The 18,327-nt window shown below is 72.5% G+C and carries 13 protein-coding genes; 7 read left to right on the plus strand and 6 right to left on the minus strand.

Annotation, left to right across the window (positions count from 1 at the left end; translation table 11 throughout):
- Positions 1-81: 81 nt before the first annotated feature.
- Positions 82-2,655 carry an aminopeptidase N gene (pepN, locus tag ACZ7D7_RS06885; protein WP_470822895.1) on the minus strand — a complete coding sequence of 858 codons (2,574 nt, stop codon included), beginning with the start codon at positions 2,653-2,655 and terminating at the stop codon, positions 82-84.
- A 112-nt stretch (positions 2,656-2,767) separates the two neighbouring features.
- On the opposite strand from pepN (ACZ7D7_RS06885), the gene ACZ7D7_RS06890 reads away from it, so the two are divergent.
- On the plus strand, positions 2,768-3,292 hold the full coding sequence (locus ACZ7D7_RS06890) for a DUF1203 domain-containing protein (RefSeq protein WP_470822896.1): 525 nt from the start codon (positions 2,768-2,770) through the stop codon (positions 3,290-3,292).
- Here ACZ7D7_RS06890 and ACZ7D7_RS06895 read toward each other — a convergent pair.
- Positions 3,282-4,298, minus strand: coding sequence for an aspartate-semialdehyde dehydrogenase (locus ACZ7D7_RS06895; protein ID WP_470822897.1), 1,017 nt, complete (start codon positions 4,296-4,298; stop codon positions 3,282-3,284). The two genes, ACZ7D7_RS06890 and ACZ7D7_RS06895, sit on opposite strands and share 11 nt — an antisense overlap.
- A 338-nt stretch (positions 4,299-4,636) precedes the next feature.
- Here ACZ7D7_RS06895 and ACZ7D7_RS06900 point away from each other — a divergent pair, with 338 nt between their 5' ends.
- Both ACZ7D7_RS06900 and ACZ7D7_RS06905 read left to right on the plus strand, forming a co-directional pair.
- The gene (locus tag ACZ7D7_RS06900) at positions 4,637-5,176 is read left to right on the plus strand and encodes an RNA polymerase sigma factor (RefSeq protein ID WP_470822898.1); all 540 of its coding nucleotides are present in this window, start codon (positions 4,637-4,639) and stop codon (positions 5,174-5,176) included.
- Between the two features lies 1 nt (position 5,177).
- On the plus strand, positions 5,178-5,978 hold the full coding sequence (locus tag ACZ7D7_RS06905) for a hypothetical protein (RefSeq protein ID WP_470822899.1): 801 nt from the start codon (positions 5,178-5,180) through the stop codon (positions 5,976-5,978).
- Between the two features lie 93 nt (positions 5,979-6,071).
- Here the strand turns inward: ACZ7D7_RS06905 and ACZ7D7_RS06910 are convergent, their stop codons facing one another.
- Together ACZ7D7_RS06910 and ACZ7D7_RS06915 are read right to left on the minus strand one after the other, a co-directional pair.
- On the minus strand, positions 6,072-9,374 hold the full coding sequence (locus ACZ7D7_RS06910) for a S8 family serine peptidase (RefSeq protein ID WP_470822900.1): 3,303 nt from the start codon (positions 9,372-9,374) through the stop codon (positions 6,072-6,074).
- A 262-nt stretch (positions 9,375-9,636) separates the two neighbouring features.
- A complete protein-coding gene (locus ACZ7D7_RS06915; RefSeq protein WP_470822901.1) occupies positions 9,637-10,179 on the minus strand; it encodes a CGNR zinc finger domain-containing protein in 543 nt (180 codons plus the stop codon).
- A gap of 114 nt (positions 10,180-10,293) precedes the next feature.
- On the opposite strand from ACZ7D7_RS06915, the gene ACZ7D7_RS06920 reads away from it, so the two are divergent.
- From ACZ7D7_RS06920 to ACZ7D7_RS06930, 3 genes are all read left to right on the plus strand, one after another.
- Complete coding sequence (locus ACZ7D7_RS06920; RefSeq protein ID WP_470822902.1) at positions 10,294-10,737, plus strand: VOC family protein; 444 nt, start codon at positions 10,294-10,296, stop codon at positions 10,735-10,737.
- Positions 10,738-11,118: 381 nt separating this feature from the next.
- Positions 11,119-11,667 (plus strand): pyridoxamine 5'-phosphate oxidase family protein, encoded by a 549-nt coding sequence (locus tag ACZ7D7_RS06925; RefSeq protein ID WP_470823203.1) that lies wholly within the window; start codon positions 11,119-11,121, stop codon positions 11,665-11,667.
- 232 nt (positions 11,668-11,899) lie between these two features.
- Entirely contained in the window at positions 11,900-13,660 is a 1,761-nt protein-coding gene (locus ACZ7D7_RS06930; protein WP_470822903.1) for a TIGR03767 family metallophosphoesterase, read from the plus strand.
- Positions 13,661-13,710: 50 nt separating this feature from the next.
- Here the strand turns inward: ACZ7D7_RS06930 and ACZ7D7_RS06935 are convergent, their stop codons facing one another.
- Both ACZ7D7_RS06935 and pepN (ACZ7D7_RS06940) read right to left on the minus strand, forming a co-directional pair.
- Entirely contained in the window at positions 13,711-14,751 is a 1,041-nt protein-coding gene (locus tag ACZ7D7_RS06935) for a hypothetical protein (protein WP_470822904.1), read from the minus strand.
- 169 nt (positions 14,752-14,920) lie between these two features.
- Positions 14,921-17,488, minus strand: coding sequence for an aminopeptidase N (pepN, locus tag ACZ7D7_RS06940; RefSeq protein ID WP_470822905.1), 2,568 nt, complete (start codon positions 17,486-17,488; stop codon positions 14,921-14,923).
- Positions 17,489-17,654: 166 nt separating this feature from the next.
- Between pepN (ACZ7D7_RS06940) and ACZ7D7_RS06945 the strand changes: the two genes are divergently transcribed.
- Entirely contained in the window at positions 17,655-18,305 is a 651-nt protein-coding gene (locus ACZ7D7_RS06945) for a mycothiol-dependent nitroreductase Rv2466c family protein (protein WP_470822906.1), read from the plus strand.
- Positions 18,306-18,327: the final 22 nt, after the last annotated feature.

Genomic DNA, 18,327 nt, shown 5'->3' on the forward strand with positions numbered 1-18,327 from the left:
GCCCACCCGGTGCGCCCGGCCCCCGCCCAAAAGGCAGGGGCGCCCGGCCCAAAGCCAGGCGCCCCAAGAGCACCGCCGCGGCTACCGCCCGGCCCCCGCATCCGCCCCCTGCGCCCGCAGCGCCCGTTCCACGCCCGCTCGGGATTCCGAGACCAGGCGGCGCAGGGCCGCGTTCGGGTTGGCCGAGGCGAGCCAGGTGTCCGTGCGGGTCAGGGTGTCCTCGGAGACCTGGATCGACGGGTAGAGGCCGATCGCGATCTGCTGGGCCATCTCGTGGGAGCGGGAGTCCCAGACGCCCTTGACCGCCTCGAAGTAGCGCTCCGCGTACGGTGCCAGGAGTTCACGCTGGTCCGTCTGGACGAAGCCTCCGATGACCGCCTCCTGGAGGGAGTTCGGGAGCTTGTCGGACTCGACGACCGACGCCCACGCCTCCGCCTTGGCCTCCGGCGTCGGGCGGGCGGCGCGCGCGCTCGCCGCATGGCGCTCGCCGGCGGCGGTCTTGTCGCGCTCGTACTCAGCGGCGATCTCCGCCTCGTCGAACCGGCCGACCGCCGCGAGGCGCTGCACGAACGCCCAGCGCAGCTCCGTGTCGACGGCCAGGCCCTCGATCGTCTGCGAGCCGTCCAGCAGCGCGTCCAGCAGGTCCAGCTGCTCCGGCGTGCGGGCCGTGGCCGCGAACGCGCGCGCCCACGCCAGCTGGTGGTCGCTGCCCGCGTCCGCCGCCCGCAGGTGGGCGAGCGTGGCGTCCGTCCAGCGGGTCAGCAGCGCCTCGCGGCCGGCCGGGTCGGCGTACAGGTCGATCGCCAGCTTCACCTGCCGGTGCAGCGACTGCACGACACCGATGTCGGACTCCTTGCCGATGCCCGACAGGACCAGGGAGAGGTAGTCGCGCGTGGCGAGTTCCGCGTCCCGCGTCATGTCCCAGGCCGACGCCCAGCACAGGGCCCGCGGCAGGGACTTCGTGAAGTCGCCCAGGTGGTCCGTGACCACGGCCAGCGACTGCTCGTCCAGGCGGACCTTCGCGTACGACAGGTCGTCGTCGTTGAGGAGGAGCACCGCCGGGCGGGGCTTGCCCACCAGCTGCGGCACCGGCGTCAGTTCGCCGTCCACGTCCAGCTCGACGCGCTCGCCGCGCACCAGCTTGCCGTGCGCGTCGAGGTCGTACGCGCCGATCGCGATGCGGTGCGGGCGGAGCGTCGGCTCGCCCTTCGCGCCGGCCGGGAGGGCCGGGGCCTCCTGGCGGACCGCGAAGGATGTGACGGTGCCCGCCTCGTCCGTCTCGATCTCCGGGCGGAGGACGTTGATGCCCGCCGTTTCCAGCCACGCCTGCGACCAGGTCTTCAGGTCGCGGCCGGAGGTCTCCTCCAGGGCGCCCAGCAGGTCCGACAGGCGCGTGTTGCCGAACGCGTGCCGCTGGAAGTACGCCTGCACGCCGCGGAAGAACTCGTCCTCGCCGACGTAGGCCACCAGCTGCTTCAGGACGCTCGCGCCCTTGGCGTACGTGATGCCGTCGAAGTTGACGAGCACGTCGTCCAGGTCACGGATGTCGGCCATGATCGGGTGCGTGGACGGCAGCTGGTCCTGCCGGTACGCCCAGGTCTTCATGGAGTTCGCGAACGTCGTCCACGACTGCGGCCAGCGCGAGCCCGGCGCCGCCGCCTGGCAGGCGATCGACGTGTACGTGGCGAACGACTCGTTCAGCCACAGGTCGTTCCACCACTCCATCGTCACGAGGTCGCCGAACCACATGTGCGCCAGCTCGTGCAGGATCGTCTCCGCACGCGTCTCGTACGCCGCGTCCGTCACCTTCGACCGGAAGACGTACTGGTCGCGGATGGTCACCGCGCCCGCGTTCTCCATCGCGCCCGCGTTGAACTCCGGCACGAACAGCTGGTCGTACTTCTTGAACGGGTACGCGTAGTCGAACTTCTCCTGGAACCAGTCGAAGCCCTGCCGGGTGACCTCGAAGATGGCGTCCGAGTCGAGGTACTCGGCGAGCGACGGCCGGCAGTAGATGCCGAGCGGCACCGACTGGCCGTCCTTCTCGTACACGCTGTGCACCGAGTGGTACGGGCCGACGATCAGCGCCGTGATGTACGTCGAGATCCGCGGCGTCGGTTCGAACTCCCAGACGCAGTCGCGCGGTTCGGGCGTCGGCGAGTTGGAGATCACGGTCCAGCCCTCGGGCGCGCGCACCGTGAACCGGAACGTCGCCTTGAGGTCGGGCTGCTCGAAGCTCGCGAAGACACGGCGGGCGTCCGGCACCTCGAACTGGGTGTAGAGATACGCCTGGTTGTCGACCGGGTCGACGAAACGGTGCAGGCCCTCACCGGTGTTGGTGTACGCGCAGTCCGCGACCACCCGCAGGACGTTGCGGCCCTGGAGCAGGCCGGGAAGCGCGATCCGCGAGTCCGCGAAGACCTCCGCCGGGTCCAGGGCGTCGCCGTTCAGGACCACCTCGTGGACCGTCGGGGCGACCAGGTCGATGAAGGACTCGGCGCCGGCCTCGGCGACGTCGAAGCGCACCGTGGTCACGGACCTGTAGGTACCGCCCTCCTGCGCGCCGGAGAGGTCGAGGTCGATCTCGTACGAGTCAACGGCGAGCAGCTTCGCCCGCTGCTGCGCCTCTTCGCGAGTCAGGTTTGTGCCAGGCACGCGGTCATCTCCTCGTTATGTGTGGGTTGCGCCATCCTTCCACGTGACCTGCGCCGAAGGCGATGTCCGGATCCCGCCGGTGAACGGGTCGCGCGGGCGCGAACCTGGGCACATGACGACGTACACCGCACGTCCCGTTCCGCGGGCCGCGCTGAAGGAGCTGCGCTCCACTGACGACGCGGGCCGCCGGACGGTTCCCTTCACCGACGACGAGGGCGGCGCCCCGCTGCGCTGCTGCCTGCGCCGCAGCCGCCCCGGCGAGCTGATCGCCCTGGTCAGCTACGCCCCGCTGCGCCGCTGGGCCGCCGCGAAGGGCGCCGACCCGGGCGCCTACGACGAGCAGGGCCCGGTCTTCGTCCATGCCGAGGAGTGCGCGGGACCGGAAGGGGCGGAGGGGCCGGAGGGACCGGAGGGGGCGGGCCTGCCCTTCACCGACGCCCACCGCACCGTGCGGCGCTACTCGGCCGAGGGGCGCATCCTCGGCGGGCAGCTCGTCACGGACCTCGACTTCGACGCGGCCCTGCGCAAAGCGTTCGACGACCCGGCCGTGGAGCTCGTCCACGTCCGGGCCGTCGAGTACGGCTGTTTCCTCTACGAGGTGCGCAGGCCCCGACCGGGCCGGTCGGTCAGCCCTTGAGCTCGGCCGCCACCAGCTCCGCGATCTGCACCGCGTTCAGCGCCGCGCCCTTGCGGAGGTTGTCGTTGGACACGAACAGGGCGAGGCCGTTGTCCACGGTCTCGTCCTCGCGGATGCGGCCGACGTAGGAGGGGTCCTGGCCGGCGGCCTGGAGCGGGGTCGGCACGTCGGTCAGGGCCACGCCGGGGGCGCCGGCCAGCAGCTCCTTGGCGCGCTCGGCGCTGATCGGCCGGGCGAAGCGGGCGTTGACCTGGAGGGAGTGGCCGGTGAAGACCGGCACGCGCACGCAGGTGCCGGACACCTTCAGGCCCGGGATCTCCAGGATCTTGCGGGACTCGTGGCGCAGCTTCTGCTCCTCGTCGGTCTCGTTGAGACCGTCGTCCACGATCGAGCCGGCCATCGGCAGGACGTTGTACGCGATCGGCGCGACGTACTTGTCCGGCTTCGGGAACTCCACGGCGGCGCCGTCGTGGGTCAGCTTCGGCGCGTCGTCGCCGACCTTCTTGACCTGCTCGAACAGCTCGTCCACACCGGCGAGACCCGAACCGGACACGGCCTGGTACGTCGCCACGACCAGCGCTTCGAGACCGGCCTCCCGGTGCAGCGGGCGCAGCACCGGCATCGCGGCCATCGTCGTGCAGTTCGGGTTGGCGATGATGCCCTTGGGGCGGTCGGCGATCGCGTGCGGGTTGACCTCGGCCACCACCAGCGGCACCTGCGGGTCGCGCCGCCAGGCCGAGGAGTTGTCGATCACGACCGCGCCCTGCGAGGCGACCTTCTCGGCCAGCGCCTTGGAGGTGGAGCCGCCCGCCGAGAACAGCACGATGTCGAGGCCCGAGTAGTCGGCCGTCGTCGCGTCCTCCACGGTCACGCCGTCGATCACCTTGCCCGCCGAGCGGGCGGACGCGAACAGGCGCAGCTCGTCGACCGGGAAGTTCCGCTCGGTGAGAATCCTGCGCATGACCGTGCCGACCTGACCGGTGGCTCCGACGATTCCGACCCTCACGGCGACTCCCTCTACGTCTCTTTTGCGTGCCTGTTGCCTGACCGAGGCTTTTCCATCATGCGGCCGACCCCGACCCACCTGTCCAATTCTTTGCACGGGGTGCCCGGGGAATGGGACGGGGCGGGGCGCACGGCGGCTGCGGGCATTGCGCCGTCGCCCCCGGTGAACTGCAGGAATTCAGCCGGATCGGGCCCCGGACCGCAAGCTGTGCTGGTCCGCACCTGCCCACTGCCCCCGGGCGCACACGGCGGTGTGACGTACACCTCTACCGGCGCCGGCGCCGGATCGAACGTTCCGGTGCCGGCCGGCGTCATAGGAGAAACGTGGCGAGGGGAGGGGTGGCTGTGCTGCGCAGGATGATCCGCCGCGGCCACGGGACGGACCACGCTGTGGACGACCCGCTGGACGCGGCCCAGGAGCGCCGGGTGCGGGCGGTGCTCGCGCTGGGCGGGGTGCCGCAGGCGGACCTGCCGGACGGGGTGCAGCAGGTCCGCCTGCGGCTCCTGGAGCGGGCCGCCGACGGGCGCGAGGCGCCGCGCGACGTGTCCGCGTGGGCGGCCGTCGTCGCCTCGAACCTCGCCATGGACTGGCACCGCGCCCGGCGCCGCCAGGAGCGGATCGGCGAGCGCCTCGCCTCCCTGCGCCAGCTCGAACACCCCTCGGGCGAGGACACCAGCCTGCTGTCCCTCGCCGTCGCGCGGGGCCTGGACGAGCTGCCCGACCCGCAGCGCCAGGTCGTCGTGCTGCGTTTCTACGCCGATCTGCCGGTCCGCTCGATCGCCGAGGAGCTCGGCGTCCCCGAGGGCACGGTCAAGAGCCGGCTGCACACGGCGGTCCGGGCCCTGCGGGTCCGCCTGCACGAGGACGAGGTGGTGTGAGATGACCGCCGAGCACGACTTCCCCGGGGGTCCCCCGGTGCCGGACCCCCTGATGGCCGTGATCGCCGACGAGCCGCTGCCCGAGGCGGCACGCGCGGACGCCGGGCTGTTCGCCGAACACCGCTCGGCCGCCGCCGACGTGGCGGTCCTGCGGGAACAGCTGGGCCTCATCGGCGACGCGCTGGCGCGGGCCCCGGAAGACGCCGAGGACGCCGCGACGAAGGCCGCAGGCCCTGCCGTGGCGCCCGTACGCCCCGCTGCCGCGTCCCGGCCGCCCCGCGCCCGGCGCCGCCCCTTCGCGCTCGCCCTCGGCGGGCTCGCCGTGGCCTGCGCCGCCACCTTCGTGTCGGGCCTGGCCTGGCTGCTCCTGGAGGGCGGCGGGAGCGCCGACGGCTCGGGAGCCGACAAGAGCGCCGCCCAGGCGGACTCCAAGGAGGAGGCGGCGGGCGGCCTGGGCTTCGGCTCGCCCCGCTACCTCGCCTGCGCCCGTCTCGTCGTCGAGGGCACGGTGACCGGCGTGGAGCCGGTGCCCGGCGCCGGGCGGTCCCGGGTCACCCTGGACGTGGCGCGCCAGTACAAGCCGGAGAAGCCCGCGAAGGCCGGTGACCCGCTGGTCTTCCAGGTGGAGGACAACACCCTGGACGAGCCGCTGCGCGTGGGCGACTACGCCCTCGTCGGCTTCCCCCGCGAAGGCCTCTTCCCGGACGCCGTGTTCACGCACCTGCGGGACATCGCCGTCGAGCGGGCCTGGATCGAACGCTCCCTGCCCCGGTCCCGCTCCCTGACCTGTCCCGGGACCTGACCGGGCGGCCCGGCGCAAACGGCGGGCGAACTGCGGGCACGAGAAAGGGGCGGGCGCCCGTACGGACGCCCGCCCCACTCGCCGTGCGTGGTGCTACGGCGTGACCTTCTCGATGGCGACGCTGCCCGCGCCCGCGACCGTGCCGCGCGCGTTGACCAGCTGGACCCGCCCGAAGAACTCACGTCCCTCGGGTGCGGCCGCCGCGGCGGTGACGCTCGCGGTGACCGTGGCCGAGTCGCCCGTGCCGAGCTTCACCGACGCGGCGCCGTCGACGGAGACGGTGCCGAGGGAGGCGGCGAAGAACACGTCGCGGTAGTCGTACTCCGTCGTGCCGGCGGGCACGGCGTAGCCGACGACCTCGATGGTGTACGTGCCGGCGGCCGGCTTCTTGATGGAGACGGACTCCTCGGAGTCGCCGTCGGCCGAGCTGCCGACCTCGTTGCCGTCCTTGTCGTACACGGCGAGGTCCAGGTCGGCGGCGGTGTCGGAGACCCCGCCGATGACGACGTCCAGGGAGTCGGCGCCCGCGGGCACCTCGACCGTGCTGGTGTGCGTCTCGCCCGCCTTGATGGCCGGGCGGGCCGCCTTGGCGGAGCCGAGCGGGCCGCCGGTGAGCTTGCCGTCGATGGCGGCGAGCTGGTTCGTCACCTTCCACGACGCGTCGACCGGGGTGCCGACCTTGGCCTCGGGGACGGTGACCGTCTCCGGGTCGAAGGACGCGCCGAGGACGGCGACGTCGAGCCGGTACGGGTTGTCCAGCAGCGGCGACGTACGGCGCGACTCGACCTCGATCTCCCACACGCCCGGCTGCGGGTCGGTGTACGACCGCACGTCGGGACGGCAGGTGTTGGCCGGGTTGGCGTAGTTCGGGTAGCAGTTGATCGTCGACGTCGGGTCGGACGGGACGCCGTACGGGTGGATGGAGATGAACCGGGTCTGGCTCTTGTCCTTCAGCCCGCCGAGCGCGACCTCGAGGGTCTTGGCGCCCTCGGGGACCGTCACGAAGTACGACTTGTGGCTGTTGCGCTGCACCGAGCCCGACGCGGTGAACGTGTGGGCGAGCGGCGAGGCGACGACGACGGTCGTCAGGACCTGACGGTCGATGCCCTCGGTGCGCGGGTCGTCCACCTCGAGGATGGCGCTCTTGAGACCGCCGGAGCGCGGCGCGGCCTGGACCTTGACGGTGACCGGCTTGTTCAGCGGCAGGTACACCTCGTCCGAGCCGACGACCCGGAAGGTGTCACCGGCGTTGTTCTCGAAGTGCAGCTCGTGCCGGACCGCACGGTCGGCGCCCGACGTACGGGTCAGGGTGATCTCGTACGTCTTCTTCTGGCCGGCCTTCAGGCCGCCCTCGCGGTCGTACAGGCCCGTGCCGTGGCCGGGGGTCTTCAGGAACTGGTCGATCGCGGTGTCGACCGGCGCCTTCACCGTGTACTGGTGCGCGGTGGCGCCGTCGCGGATCGCGTCCCAGGCGTCCTCGATGTTGATGAGACCGGCACCCTCCTCGTACGCCTGGACGCCACGGATGTGGTCGGCGGTCGAGGTGAGGGCGGTGCGCAGCTTCGCGGGCGTCAGGTCGATGCCCTTCTGCTTCGCGGCGCTCAGCAGCAGCGCCGAGGCGCCCGCGGCCTGCGGGGAGGCCATCGAGGTGCCCTGGAGCATCGAGTAGCCGGGCGGCAGGGAGTAGCCGGCCTCGGCGACCGGGCCGCCGGGCGACCAGGTCTGCGTGGTGTTGATGGCGGCGCCGGGCGCGGACAGCGTCGGCGTGAAGCCGCCGTCCTCACGCGGACCGCGGGAGGAGAACGGCATCATCGCGTACGACTTCTCCACGACGGAGCCGTAGTTGGCGGCCCACGTCTCCTTGGAGATGGTCGCGCCGACCGAGATGACCTTGTCGGCCAGCGACGGGTCGCCGATGGTGTTGGCGCCGGGGCCGGAGTTGCCGGCTGAGATGACCAGCTGCACGCCGTACTCGTCGATGAGGCGCGTGTACAGCTCGGCGCGGGCGTTGTTGCCGTCGTTCAGCGCGGGCAGGCCGCCGATCGACATGTTGACGATGTCGACGCCGCGCTTGGTGACGAGGTCGATCATGCCCTCGGTGAGCGCGACGTTGGTGCAGCCGCCGCTCCAGGTGCAGGCGCGCGAGGAGACCAGCTTGGCGCCGGGGGCGGCGCCGTTCATCTCGCCGCCGAACAGGCCGTTGGCGGCGGTGATGCCGGCGACGTGGGTGCCGTGGGAACCCTCGATGACGCCGATGCTGACGTAGTCGGCCTTGGCGCCGTCCGCGTTGTAGACGACGTCCTTGCGGATCTCGACGACGAACGGGATGCGCTCGGCGATCTCGGTCGCCGGGTCGTCCGTGCCGAAGTAGCCGATCTGGAAGCCGTCCTTGTACGGCTTCATCGCCTCGTCGTCGGTGAAGTCGAGGTTGTCGTTCAGGTCGACGCGGACGGTGCCGGCGGCGGCGTCGTAGAGCACGCCCCAGACGTCCGTGGTGTCGCCGTCGCGGTTCAGGTCGCCGGCCATGTCGCCGCCGGTGGTGGCGGACTCGGCGAAGTAGTTGAACTTGTAGGCGCCCTCGGGGGCCTTGAAGGCCTCGGTGCCCTGGCTGGCGGTGGTGATGGTGAACGCGGGGCCGCTGACCGAGCTGGTCATGCGCCGCCAGGTGCCGTCCCCGTCGCGGACCGGGTCGGTCGCGGTGACCCAGTCGACGATCTTGCGCTCGCCGGTGGTGGTCTTCTGCAGGGCCGGGTGGCCGAGGTCGACGCCGGAGTCCAGGATGCCGATGGTGATGCCGCGGCCGTCCGCCTTCGGGTGGTCCTCGACGAAGTCGACGGCGCCGGTCTCGAAGGACGGGTTGTACGGGTTCTCGGCCGGGGTGTTCTTGCCCGGGGCCGGGTAGCCGCCCGTGCTGCCGGTGGTGGCGCCCTTGGCGCGGTCCCCGGCCGGCGTCGGGTCGTCCAGCGGGATTTCCTCGCGCAGGTCGATGCCGTGCACGGAGGAGAGCTTGGCGGCGGCGGCGATGGCCGCGTCCGCCTTGGCGGTGGGGACGGTGGCGCGGACGTAGCCGAGCTTGTCGTGGCTGCGGCCGACCATGCCGCCCTTGACCGCGTCCAGCTGCGCGGCGACCTGCTCGGTCTGGCCGGGCGCGGTGGCGATCATCATGGTGACGGTCTTCTCGCCGTCGGCCTTGGCCTCGGCGAGCAGGTCCGCGTCGGCGGAACCGAGCTTGTCGGGCGCGGACTTGACGGCGCCGTCCGTGGCCGGCTCGTCGGCGGAGAAGGCCATGGGTATCGGTCCGGCCGCGGAGAGCGCGGCCACCAGGCCTGCGGCCACGGCTATCCGGGCCACGCGTCTCGCGCCCGAGGACGGAGCGCGCTCGGTGGTGAAGGTCATCGGCATCCCTTGTAGGTAAAGGAACCAGCGGTTGGCGACCGGAGCCGATCGGCTCTGGCCGCGGCAGTCCGGAATGCGACCCCGGACGACCGCTCAGCTTTATGCAAGGGAAGGACGTTTGGGAAGAGTTGGCCGAATTGAAATGGACGCATGGGGAAAACCCCCGGCCGACGTAGGGTAGATGAGCCGCAAAAGGGGGCAAGTCGCCCACATTTTTGCGGCGCCCCGCCTCTGCGCCCCTGCACTCCTCGTGCGGGGCCGGTCAGGCGTCCTTGGTGCGCGCGTAGTGGCGGGAGGCCTTCGCGCGGTTGCCGCAGGCGGCCATGGAGCACCAGCGGCGGGAGCCGTTGCGCGAGGTGTCGAAGAAGTGCAGCACGCAGGCCTCGTGGGCGCAGGGCCTGATCCGGTCGGGCGCGGTGGCCAGCAGCTCCAGGTAGTTGCGCGCGGCGAGCCAGGCCGGTCCCCACGAGTCGTCCGCGAACTCGGGCAGCTCCCCGGGCCCTTCGGCGGTGAGGGTGGCCCGGATGCGGCCGTGCGCGAGCACGGCGTCCACGGCCCCGGCGCCCGCCTCCAGCGACTCGTCCACGGCGGTCCTCAGCGCGTCCCGCGCCTGCAGGGTGTGCCGCAGGGTGGCCGCGTCGGCGGCGAACCGGTCGTCGAGCCCGCCCGCCACGAGCCACACCGCCAGCCCGTCGGTGTCCGCGAGGAGGTCCCGCGGGGCGCCGTCCTCCACCCACCACGTGTTGAGCAGGTCGAGCGAGAGCGGCTCGCCGGTGAGGGGGCGGGGGTCGCGGGCGACGGACATGGCGGGCTCCTTCCGTGCTAACCGCTCAAGAGTACGTGACCGGTTGACGTCACCGACTTCTAACCTTTAAAGTCACTTACACAGGTTAGATCGACGGACTCGAAGGGCACGACCATGACCCTGCGCACCGGCCACATCGGCCTCAACGTCACCGACATCGAGCACTCGCTCGCCTTCTACCGCGACGTCCTCGGCTTCGTCCTGCTCGCCGAGGGCAAGGAGGACGGCAGGCGGTACGCCCTCCTCGGTGACGGCGAGAACCTCGCCCTCGCGCTGTGGCAGCAGGCCGGGCAGGCGTACGACGCCGACCGCGCCGGACTGCACCACCTCGCCCTCCAGGTCGACTCCGTCGAGCGCGTGAGGGAGTACGAGGCCGCGCTGCGCGCCTACGGCGTGGACTTCGCGTACGACGGCGTCGTCGCCCACGGCGAGGGCGCGGCGTCCGGCGGGATCTTCTTCCACGGCCCCGACGGCGTCCGCCTGGAGATCTCCGCCCCCACGGGCGCCGAGAACGCGCCCGCCCCGCACGCCGACGCGCCGACCTGCGGCTTCTTCTAGGCGGCGCGGGACATGACCGTCTACCACGCCGGCGCGCGCGCCGTGCAGGACCGGGCCGGCGTACGGCAACTCGCCGACCACGTCGGCCGGTCCGTCGGCGAGGCGATCAAACCGGTCGCCGCGGCCTTCCTCGAACTCCAGCCGCTGCTGGTGCTCGGCGCCGCCGAACCCGGGACGGGCCAGGTGTGGGCCGCCCCTCTCACCGGCGCCCCGGGCTTCGTCCGCGCGACCGGACCGCGCCGGATCGCCGTCGCCGCAGGCGCCTCCCACGCCCCCGGCGGCGCGGGAGGCGCCAGCCCGGCCGCCCCGCTCGCGACGGCGCTCACCACCCCCGGCACCCCCGTCGGCACCATCGCCCTCGACCCGCGCACCCGGCGCCGCATGCGCCTGAACGGCCGGCTGCGGCCCACGGAGCGCGGCTTCGCGATCGACGCCGACCGGGTGTTCTCCAACTGCCCCAAGTACCTCCAGAAAAGGGAGCGTTACGAGACCGTCGCCGACCGCACCCCGGCCGGCCCCCGGTACGGCACCGCGCTGACCCCCGCCCAGCAGGCCTTCGTACGGGCGGCCGACACCTTCTTCGTCGCCACCGTGCACGACACCGGCGCCGACGCCAGCCACCGGGGCGGCAACCCCGGCTTCGTGCGGGTCGACTCGCCGCGCGAGCTGAGCTGGCCCGACTACCCGGGCAACGCCATGTTCCTCACCCTCGGCAACCTGGTCGCCGACCCGCGGGCCGGACTGCTCCTGATCGACTGGGAGGACGGCACGACCCTCCAGCTCACCGGCGAGGCCCGCACCGAGTTCACCCCGGACGGCGGACGCTGGGTCCGCTTCACGCTCACCGAGGCCGTCGAGACCCCCTCGGCGCTCCCGCTGCGCTGGTCCCCGCCCGACTACTCACCCGCCAACCCCGACCCCGCGGGCTGATCCCCTGCCCGGCGAGATGAACACTGAGTGACCGGTTCCGGGCCGTCCGAGGAGCGGCCGCGGACGCGCGGGGTGGGCCAAGATCCACGTACGGCGATCGGCGTCGCACGTTGCCGCCGCGTTCACGCGCAGGCCACCCCCGGTGCCAACGATCCAGTGAGAGCGGGACGTTCGCGAGAGCGAGCGCCCCGCCACCACTGCCGACGCGTTCGCACTCGGGGAGACAAGCGCCATGTCGCGCACACGCTCTGTCGCCGGCTCCGCCCTCGGGGTCCACCGCCGTTCCTTCCTCGCCACCACCGGGGCGGTCGCCCTGGCCGCCGGCATCGGCTACGCCGCCCGCCCCACCGAGAGCAGCGCCGCCACCGCCTCCGGCGCGGACACCGGGGCCGCCCTCGCCTCCTCCCGCAAGGCACCCGCCGCGCCGCTCGCCCCGTACACCCGGGGCACCACCCTCGCCGAGGTCGCCGCCCCGCGCGGCCGCTCCGGCTTCCGCCGGCTCGGCGACGGGCCCGGCTGGCAGCGCGTCGTCCGCACCGACCTGGCCGCCGCCCGGTCGGGCCGCGCCGCCCGGCGGACCACGCTCGCCGCGTTCGTGCAGGTCACCGACCTGCACATCATCGACACCCAGCACCCGCTGCGCCTGGAGTACCTCCGCTCGGCCGACGTGCACGCCTGGCGCCCGCAGGAGGCGCTCACCGTGCACGGCGCGATCTCCCTCGTCGAGCGGATCAACGCGCTGCGGGGCGCCCCCGTCACCGGCGCCCCGCTGCACTTCGCGATGACCACCGGCGACAACACCGACAACAACGCCCGGTCCGAGCTGGAGTGGTTCCTGACCGTCATGAGCGGCGGCCGGATCACCCCCAACACCGGCGACCCGCGCCACTACGAGGGCGTCCAGAACAGCGGCCTGAAGCAGTACTGGCAGCCCGACACCGCCGTACGCGACGCCGACAAGCAGCTCGGCTTCCCGCACGTCGAGGGCTTCCTCGCCGCCGCGATCCGCGAGGTGCGCAGCCCCGGCCTCAACCTGCCCTGGTACTCGACCGTCGGCAACCACGACTCCCTGCCGCTCGGCTGCTACGCCTCGCACGGCGACTCCTACCTCACCGACCTCGCCGTCGGCGGCCGCAAACTCATGAGCGCCCCCGCCGCCGAGGCGGCCAGGCTCCAGCGCGCCATCAAGAAGGCGAAGGACCCCAGAGGCGTGCGGTTCCACGACTTCCTCAAGGCGCACAGCCGCGCGATGCGCCCCGTCACCCCGGACGAGCGGCGCGCCACCTTCACCCCCGCCGACTACCTCAAGGCCCACCTGGACCCGGCGTTCCAGGGCCCCGGTCCGGTCGGCCACGGCTACTCCACCGCGAACCTGGAGGCGGGCACCCAGTACTACGCCTTCCGCATCGCCGACGACGTCATCGGCATCAGCCTCGACACCACGGACCCCGGCGGCCACTACGAGGGCTCCCTCGGCGCGGAGCAACTGCGCTGGCTGGACCGGACCCTGCGCGACAACGAGGACGCGTACGCGGTGATCTTCAGCCACCACACGAGCGAGTCGATGGACAACCCCCGCCCGGACCCGGCCCGCCCGGACGAGGCCCGCCACGACGGCGCCGACGTCCTCGACCTGCTCGGCCGCCACCGCAACGTCCTCGCGTGGGTCAACGGCCATGTCCACCGCAACGAGATCACCGCCCACGCCGGACCGGAGGGCCACTCCTTCTGGGAGATCTCCACCGCCTCCCACGTGGACTACCCCCAACTCGCCCGCGTGATCGAGCTGGTGGACAACAAGGACGGCACGCTGTCCCTGTTCACCACCTGCGTGGAGTCCTCGGCACCGCACCGCACGGACTTCGCGGACCTCTCCCAGACCGGCCTGGCCTCCCTCTACCGGGAGCTGTCCCTCAACGCCCCCGGCTCGCACACCCACCTGGCCGGCGCACCGGGCGACCGCAACACGGAACTGCTGCTGAAGAAGGGCTGAAGCAGGGCCGAGGAAGGCGGCCCGAGCGGGCCCGCACCACCTCCCGGGACCTACCGGGGCAGCACCACGACATGCGCCGCCGGTTCCCGGTCCGCCGCCGCCATCAGCGCCGTGCGGATCACCGCGGCCTGCTGCTCCGCGGCGTCCCGCAGCTTCCTCGGCAGCACCCGCACGACCGTGATGCCCAGCCGCTCCAGGTGCTCCCGCTTGCGGGCGTGCTCCGACTCCAGCGGATCGTCGTCCGGCCGGGGCGCCCGGGTGTCCAGCTCCAGCGCCACCGCCTGCTCCGGCCAGTAGGCGTCGACGCCGCCCAGGTGCGGGCTGCCCGGCAGCCGCAGGTCGACGTTCCACATCGGGTCCGGCAGGCCGAAATCCCGCACCATCGCGTACAGCCGGTCCTCCGCCACGGCCCGGCCCTCCGCGAGCAGCGAGTCCACCGCGTCCACCACGTGCGGCCGGTTCAGCAGCCGCGTCTGGCTCAACTCCCGTACCACCACGGCGGGTTCGCAGTGACCGCCGCGCACCGCCTCCGTCAGCAGGCGGCGCACCGCGACCGCGTCCGTCACCTGCGCCACCGCGTCCGCCAGCGCCCGCGGCACAGGCGCCACCGGCACGCCCATCACCTGACGCGGCACCGGCAGGGCCGCCGCGCGGACGACGCGGGCGCAGCCGGTCGAGCGCAGCCGGCGCAGCCGTGGCACCAGCACGTCGATCGTGCCCAGCGCCGCCAGCGGGGGAACGGCGCGGAAGCCGTGCAGGGCGAGCGCGGCCAGACCGGTGATCATCGCCTCGGGCTGCGCGGGAGCGGCGGGGGCCTCGCCCTCCGCGCCGCCCTGGGAGGGCACCCGTGCGGTCCGCTCCCGCGTCGCGTACAGCAGCACCGCGTGCAGCCGTTCCTCGTTCGTCGGCGGGCCCGGGTGGAGCAGGACGACGCCGGGGAGGATCTGCCGCCAGGGGCCGCCCGACCGGCACCGCTCGTTCGTCTCGGCGGCGGGGACGCCGTGCGCGCGCAGCTGCGCGGCCGTCAGGACGCGGCGGCGGACGTCGGTCGGCCGGGGGAGGGGGAGGGGAGAGAGCGGGGTGTTGTTCATGACCTGGGACTTTCCCGCCTCCGAATCCTCCTTTAACCGCTGTTACACGCCTGTCGGTAAATCCGGACAACCCTGAACTAAAGGACGGATGTTCGGATGCCGAAAGCCCCTGGTCCATTCGGGGTACGAACCAGGGGTTACGGGGTCGGTCATCCGCGTTCCGTAACGGTCACGCGGCGTCGCACGCCTGTGCGCGCAGCGCCCGCGCCAGGTCGTCCCGCGACTCCAGCACCAGCCTGCGCAGCGCCGGCGCCGCGTCCTCGTGGGCCGCCAGCCACGCGTCCGCCCGGTCGAGCGTGTCCTGCGAGTCCCGCAGCGCGGGGAACAGGCCCCGCACCACGAGCATGGCGATCTGGATCGACCGCTCGGCCCACACCCGCTCGATCGCCGCGAAGTACTTCTCCGTGTACGGCGCGAGCAGGTCGCGCCGCGAGGGCTGTGCGAAGCCCGCGATGGTCGCCTCCACCAGGGCGTTGGACAGCGCGTCCGACTCCACGACCTGCGCCCACGCCTGCGCCTTCACCGCCGCCGACGGGCGGGCGGCCATGCAGCGCACGTGGTGCCGCTTGCCGGACGCGGTGTCGTCCCGGGCGAGTTCCTCGTCGAGCGCCCGCTCCCTGCCCTCGCCGTGCGCCGCCAGCGGCTCCTGGAACGCCCAGCGCAGCTCCTGGTCCACGTCCAGGCCGTCGATCTTCTCGGTGCCCGCCAGCAGGCCCCGCAGCAGCTCCAGGTCCGCCTCGTCGGACGCCACCGACGCGTAGAACCGCGCCCACGCCAGCTGGGGTTCGCCGCCCGGGTCCGCCGCCCGCAGCGCGCGCAGGGCCCCCTCGGCGAGCAGCCGGCCGCCGGTCTCGCGCCACTCCGGCGCCGCGTAGTGGACCAGCGCCGTGTTGGCCCAGGCGTGCAGCATCTGCAGCACACCGATGTCGGACTCCCGGCCCGCGAACCGCAGCACGAGGTCGATGAAGTCCCGCGCCGGCAACAGCGCGTCCCGCGTCATGTTCCACAGCGCCGACCAGCACAGCGCGCGGGCCAGCGGGTCGGTGAGGGCGCCCAGGTGCTCCCGCAGCGTCACCAGCGACGTCTCGTCGAAGCGGATCTTGCAGTACGTCAGGTCGTCGTCGTTGACCAGCACCAGCTCCGGGGCCTCGGCGCCCGCGAGCTCGGTCACGACCGTGCGCGGGCCGTCCACGTCGGCCTCGGCGCGCGCGTACCGGACGAGAGCGCCCTCGGCGTCACGCCGGTACAGGCCCACCGCGACCCGGTGCGGCCGCAGGTGCGGGTGCGACTCGGCGGCCTCCTGCACCACGGCCAGCTCGTCGACCCTGCCGTCGGCGTTCAACAGCACCTGCGGCGTCAGCGAGTTGACCCCCGCAGTCTGGAGCCAGGACCGCGCCCACGCCGTCATGTCCCGCCCGCTGGTCTCCTCCAGCACCGCCAGCAGGTCGCCGAGGCGCGTATTGCCGTACGCGTGCCGCTTGAAGTAGCGCCGCGCGCCCTCCAGGAAGGCGTCCTGGCCGGCGTACGCCACGAGCTGCTTGAGCACCGAGGCGCCCTTGGCGTACGTGATGCCGTCGAAGTTCAGCTTGGCGTCCTGGAGGTCACGGATGTCCGCCGTGATGGGGTGCGTGGACGGCAGCTGGTCCGCGCGGTACGCCCACGACTTGCGGCGGTTGGCGAAGGTGATCCAGCCGTCGCTGAAGCGGGTCGCGCCGACCAGCGAGAACGCGCCCATGAAGTCCGCGAAGGACTCCTTCAGCCACAGGTCGTCCCACCACTCCATGGTGACGAGGTCGCCGAACCACATGTGCGCCATCTCGTGCAGGATCACGTTGGCGCGGGCCTCGTAGGACGCCTGCGTGACCTTGCCCCGGAAGATGAACTCCTCCCGGAAGGTGACGAGCCCCGGGTTCTCCATCGCGCCGAGGTTGTACTCGGGCACGAACGCCTGGTCGTACTTGCCGAACGGGTACGGGTAGTCGAAGTGCTCGTGGAAGAAGTCCAGGCCCTGCTTCGTCACCAGGAACACGTCGTCGGCGTCGAAGTGGGGCGCAAGGCCCTTGCGGCACATCGCGCCGAGCGGGATCCGAAGCCGCGTGCCGTCCGCCAGCTCCCGCTCGTAGGAGTCCGTCACGTAGTGGTACGGGCCCGCCACCACGCACGTGATGTACGTCGAGATCGGCTTGGTCTCCGCGAACCGCCAGACGCCGTCGGCGAGTTCGCCCACGCCGTTGCTCCACACCGTCCACTCCCGCGGCGCCCGCACCTCGAAGCGGAACGGCGCCTTGAGGTCCGGCTGCTCGAAGTTGGCGAACACCCGGCGCGAGTCGGCCGGCTCGTACTGCGTGTAGAGGTAGACCTCGCCGTCCTCCGGGTCGACGAAGCGGTGCAGGCCCTCACCGGTGCGGGAGTAGGCGCAGCGGGCGTCGACGACCAGTTCGTTGTCGGCGGCCAGGTCCTCCAGCAGGATGCGGGAGCCGTCGAAGACCTCGCTCGGGTCGAGGTCGCGGCCGTTGAGGGAGACGGCGGTCACGCTCGGCGCGATCAGGTCGGCGAAGCTCGACGCGCCGGGCTCGGCGCAGCGGAACCGGATCGTGGTCACCGAGCGGAAGGTGCGCGGCCCGTCGCCCCCCTCGCCGACGGCGGAGCGCACGTCGAGCGACACGTCGTACCCGTCGACGGACAGCAGGGCGGCCCGCTCCCGGGCCTCGTCGCGGGACAGATTCTCACCGGGCACGGGCGGCACTCCCTCGGGTGGTGTTTCAGGATGTGGACAGCACCGATCCTGCCATGCGCCCCTGACGCGCAGCAGCCGGGAATCGTCGCGCCACCTTCGGTGTGCCGGGAATGCGCCGGGACACCTTCGGTGTTGCCCGGGGAAAGAACCTTTACCGAGGAGAGCCATGTCCGAGTCCGTCTCCGGCAAGACCCCCGTCGACTTCTGGTTCGACCCGCTGTGCCCCTGGGCCTGGATGACCTCCCGCTGGGTGCTGGAGGTGGAGAAGGTCCGCGACATCGAGGTCCGCTGGCACCTGATGAGCCTCGCGGTCCTCAACGAGGACAAGCTGGACGAGCTCCCGGCGGAGTACCGGGAACTGCTCGAGACCAAGGCCTGGGGCCCGGTCCGCGTCGTCATCGCGGCCCAGGAGGAGCACGGCCCCGAGGTGCTCGGCGACCTCTACACGGCGCTCGGCACCCGCATCCACAACAAGGAGGAGGGCCCGGGCAAGGAGACCGTCGCCGCCGCCCTCAAGGACGTCGGCCTGCCCGAGTCCCTCCTGGACCACTGGGACGCCACGCCGTACGAGGCGCAGTTGCGCGCCTCCCACAAGGAGGGCATCGACAAGGTCGGCCAGGACGTCGGCACGCCCGTCATCGCCGTCCCCGGCGCCGACGGCGAGCAGATCGCGTTCTTCGGACCCGTCGTCACGCCGGCGCCCAAGGGCGAGGAGGCCGCCAAGCTGTGGGACGGCACCCTGATGGTCGCCTCCGTGCCCGGCTTCTACGAGATCAAGCGCACCCGCACCAAGGGCCCCGACTTCAGCAACCTCTGACGGGTGCTCACCCGCCCGTGAC

This window comes from Streptomyces sp. NPDC037054, from assembly GCF_055606745.1.

What these genes read in the sequence shown, in the direction of transcription:
- ACZ7D7_RS06925 (WP_470823203.1), top strand. Translation starts at nt 11,119, where the DNA reads ATGCGCCTGAACGGCCGGCTGCGGCCCACGGAGCGCGGCTTCGCGATC.
- ACZ7D7_RS06915 (WP_470822901.1), bottom strand. Translation starts at nt 10,179, where the DNA reads ATGTCCGTCGCCCGCGACCCCCGCCCCCTCACCGGCGAGCCGCTCTCG.
- ACZ7D7_RS06910 (WP_470822900.1), bottom strand. Translation starts at nt 9,374, where the DNA reads ATGACCTTCACCACCGAGCGCGCTCCGTCCTCGGGCGCGAGACGCGTG.
- ACZ7D7_RS06935 (WP_470822904.1), bottom strand. Translation starts at nt 14,751, where the DNA reads ATGAACAACACCCCGCTCTCTCCCCTCCCCCTCCCCCGGCCGACCGAC.
- ACZ7D7_RS06920 (WP_470822902.1), top strand. Translation starts at nt 10,294, where the DNA reads ATGACCCTGCGCACCGGCCACATCGGCCTCAACGTCACCGACATCGAG.
- ACZ7D7_RS06945 (WP_470822906.1), top strand. Translation starts at nt 17,655, where the DNA reads ATGTCCGAGTCCGTCTCCGGCAAGACCCCCGTCGACTTCTGGTTCGAC.
- ACZ7D7_RS06890 (WP_470822896.1), top strand. Translation starts at nt 2,768, where the DNA reads ATGACGACGTACACCGCACGTCCCGTTCCGCGGGCCGCGCTGAAGGAG.
- ACZ7D7_RS06905 (WP_470822899.1), top strand. Translation starts at nt 5,178, where the DNA reads ATGACCGCCGAGCACGACTTCCCCGGGGGTCCCCCGGTGCCGGACCCC.
- ACZ7D7_RS06930 (WP_470822903.1), top strand. Translation starts at nt 11,900, where the DNA reads ATGTCGCGCACACGCTCTGTCGCCGGCTCCGCCCTCGGGGTCCACCGC.